This is a genomic window from Xenorhabdus beddingii (assembly GCF_002127545.1).
Taxonomy (GTDB): Bacteria; Pseudomonadota; Gammaproteobacteria; order Enterobacterales; family Enterobacteriaceae; genus Xenorhabdus; species Xenorhabdus beddingii.
Genome location: NZ_MUBK01000072.1, coordinates 1 through 3,199 on the forward strand (window position 1 = coordinate 1; position 3,199 = coordinate 3,199).

The window sequence follows — 3,199 nt, forward strand, 5'->3', positions numbered from 1 at the left end:
TTGAATGAACTCCTTCCCTGGTCAGATAATCCTTTCAGTTAAAAATCCCCCATTTTTAGTGTTGGTTGGTAAAGCAAGGTGAGATGACCGGATGCTTACGAACAAGGAGGAGACGGTCACCCTCAACAGTACCGAAACGGTGCACGCAGTGCGCAAACTGATCACCGGCAAGGACTACCTCATTGAGGTCGGCGCCCACAAGGCCGAGACCATCACCAATACCCTGTCCATCTCGGCCGGGGATGTGATTGAGCTGAAATGCGGTGCCAGCGTCCTGCGTATGGACAGTAGCGGCAAGATCACCCTCCAGGGCAGTGAGTTCAAATTTGAGGCCAGTGGCCCGGTGCAAATCACCGGTAAAGACATCGACCTGAACTGAGAAGGACCGACTGAGATGGAATTTCGTAACCTGACGCCCTTTGCGGTGATGAACTACACGATGCTGGATGTTGAGGATACCGAACATCACGTCGCGGTGATGAAAATCGGCTACCAGCTCCTGCCCGCCGGGCAGGGGGAATACAGTGCCGAACTGCTGCCCGCGCCGCCGTTGTGTTTACAGGATGAATACCGCGGGCCGATGAATGCCTCGGTGGTGTTACAGGAGAGTGACCTGGCCCCGTTTAAACCGCGCTGCGACGTGATTGTCAACGGCACGGCGTATGCGCCGGCGGGCCGCCCTTGTGCGGCGTTTCCCGTGCGGTTGCACATCCGGGACCGGCAGGATCAGACCCTGCTCGACAAAACCCTGACGGTGACCGGCGAACGGGCGTTTATCCGCGATGCGGGCGGGCACTGGCAACTCACCGACCCCGCGCCTTTTACCAGCCTGCCGCTGGACTATCGCTACGCCTTTGGCGGTGAGTGCAAAATTCAGGCCGGTGATAACGCGCGCCAACACCTCAGCAAAGCGGACCAACTGATCCCCGAACAGCGTCAGCAGCACCCGGACGGGGAAAACGCCCCGGTGGCGCAGGCCACCTGTGAAACCAATCCGCTGGGAACCGGGTTTGTCACCCCGTGGTACGCCCACGCGAAACAACTCACCCGCTACCCGGCGCCGCGGATACTCCACCCGGCGGCACCCTTCACGGCGGCGCATTTTGCGGCGCAACTGGCCGGCACATTACCGGCGGAGACCCCGGCCTGCCAGCCGCCGGGGCTGGGGTTTATCGGGCGGCCGTGGCTGCCCCGCCGCACCCTGGCGGGGACTTACGATGCCGACTGGCTGGCGCACCGCCATCCGTATCTGCCGACAGATTTTGACTTCGGCTACTGGAACGGTGCGCCGGCTGACCAGCAGATTGACTGGCCGGGCACCGATCTCGCCCTCACCCTGAGCGGCCTGACCCCCGACGGGCACCTGCATGTCCGCCTGCCGGGACACCGCCCGTTTCTCCTGCTGCGGCTGCACAACGGCAGGCTGCTGCCGGTGCCGATGCGGCTGGACACGTTCATTATCGACAGCGAGGCCAAAACGCTGCACCTGACCTGCCGGCTGAATTTCAGGGCGGACATGCCGGTGCGGGTCGCGGAAGCGCGGTTTGAAATCAACCCGGATGCGCCGTTGCTCAAACTGGCGCCATTGGAAGAGGAGCAAAAGGATGGCTGATAACTACGTCGCCCGCACGGCGGGCAGCTGGATGATTGTCGGCATGCTGCCGGACGTGTGCAAAACCCCGATGGGATCGTCGACGCCGCCGATCCCGTATCCGGTGGTGGCGAAACTGGCGGACAGTGCGGCACCGGAAAAGACCGTGCGCGCCAACGGCCAGCCGGTGGTGGTGTTTTCCCGCAGTGTTGTCCCGCAGACCCTCGGTGACCAGCCGGGGGTGGCGAATGGGGTCAAGAGCGGCACGGTGGGGGGCAAATGCCACCCGAAAGAGCATACCCAGACCGTGCGCGCCGGCAACAAGCTGATGCTGCGCCACGGGGATCAGTTTTGGATGAACGGGGCATAAGGAAGGACACGATGGAAGACAATCACGATACCCCGGTTATCCCGCCGGAACCGAATGCCCCGTTACCGCAAAAGGCCCGGGATGACAGCCCGACCGGCGAGGGCAATACGATAGGGAAAATTATCGGGCAGGCCCCACAGGCGGCTCATCCGCCCCATGAGGCCAATGCCGTGGTGCTGCCGGAAACCCGGGAAGAAAAAGGTTTTTGGGGGCAGGTAAGGGATTACTTTGATACAGGCATGGTCAATGCGGTCAATGCAGATGCAGAAGAACGGGCGGCCATATTGGCCATGACGGGCCAGAAAAAAGCCGCAGAAAACTTACAGGCGGTGGCAGAGTATGCCCGCCAGAACGTCGATCAGTTTCGGGCGACTGATTTCGCTATCGGTGCAGCAAAACGCGTCAATAACATGGCGGTCGATGCGGCGGAAGCGGTGACTAAATTGCAGGGGAATGCCAGTGCATTGGCTGCGCAAGCCCGTGCCGCCGAGCTGGAGGCTTTTGGGCTGAACAGGGCTGCCGAAGGCTTATCTGACACGGGTACAGCCGTTGCCAAAAACACCGAAGCGTTTAATCTGGACGCAAAACGAAAAAGTTTTGATAACCCGATGCAGGAAGGCGGGGGAGGTGCAGTTGATACCGCTATGTCTGTCTCTTTGGCGGGCGAAACATTCAATATATTCAAAGGCATAGGTGCCTTTTTTAACCTCGGTAAAACGGCCCCCAAAGGGGCCATTAAACACGAGGTTAAAAGCGCGGTCAAAGCGGAAACGCAGGCGGCGGGAAACACGAAAGGTGCCCGTATTGAGGGGAAATCCGCCGAGGCGGTCGACGCCCCGCCTGCCAAACCTAAAAACGCGGAACACGATAACGTCGCCAACAAGTCTGCCGACAAAGACGGCAACAACAATAACAATACCAAAGGCGAAGGCGACCCGGTTGACATGGCCACCGGTGACTTCCTGCAAGTCTGGCCGGTGATCGTTATTCCCGGGCTGTTGCCGATCACCCTGACCCGCACCTATCGCTCCACGGCCCGGTACAACGGCCTGCTGGGGCCGAAATGGGCGGATGACTGGTCACGTCAGCTAGTACTGGCTGAGGGTAAAGTCAATTTCACCGATGCCGACGGCGTGATCTACGATTTCAGCACGCCGGATAACACGGTGCTGGCCCGTAACCAGCATATTCCCCATTGCGTGCTGACCGGTGAACTGGACGGCGAACTGCAACTGACC

Annotated in this window: 4 protein-coding genes; all 4 read left to right on the plus strand. The window is 60.2% G+C overall.

The genetic code is table 11. The annotated features are described in order from the left end of the window. Positions 1-91 precede the first annotated feature (91 nt). Positions 92-379: a hypothetical protein gene (locus Xbed_RS20035; protein ID WP_422641379.1), complete on the plus strand. Its 288-nt coding sequence runs from the start codon at positions 92-94 to the stop codon at positions 377-379. 15 nt (positions 380-394) lie between these two features. Continuing rightward, positions 395-1,612 carry a DUF2169 family type VI secretion system accessory protein gene (locus tag Xbed_RS18200; protein ID WP_086114244.1) on the plus strand — a complete coding sequence of 406 codons (1,218 nt, stop codon included), beginning with the start codon at positions 395-397 and terminating at the stop codon, positions 1,610-1,612. Continuing rightward, on the plus strand, positions 1,605-1,961 hold the full coding sequence (locus tag Xbed_RS18205; RefSeq protein WP_086114245.1) for a DUF4150 domain-containing protein: 357 nt from the start codon (positions 1,605-1,607) through the stop codon (positions 1,959-1,961). The genes Xbed_RS18200 and Xbed_RS18205 overlap by 8 nt, the downstream gene beginning before the upstream one ends. An 11-nt stretch (positions 1,962-1,972) precedes the next feature. Beyond that, on the plus strand, positions 1,973-3,199 hold a 1,227-nt coding region (locus Xbed_RS18210), incomplete at its 3' end, for a DUF6531 domain-containing protein (RefSeq protein ID WP_244182555.1).

Excerpts from the sequence above, each read along its gene's own strand:
- Xbed_RS20035 (WP_422641379.1), top strand. The coding sequence starts at position 92 with ATGCTTACGAACAAGGAGGAGACGGTCACCCTCAACAGTACCGAAACG.
- Xbed_RS18200 (WP_086114244.1), top strand. The coding sequence starts at position 395 with ATGGAATTTCGTAACCTGACGCCCTTTGCGGTGATGAACTACACGATG.
- Xbed_RS18205 (WP_086114245.1), top strand. The coding sequence starts at position 1,605 with ATGGCTGATAACTACGTCGCCCGCACGGCGGGCAGCTGGATGATTGTC.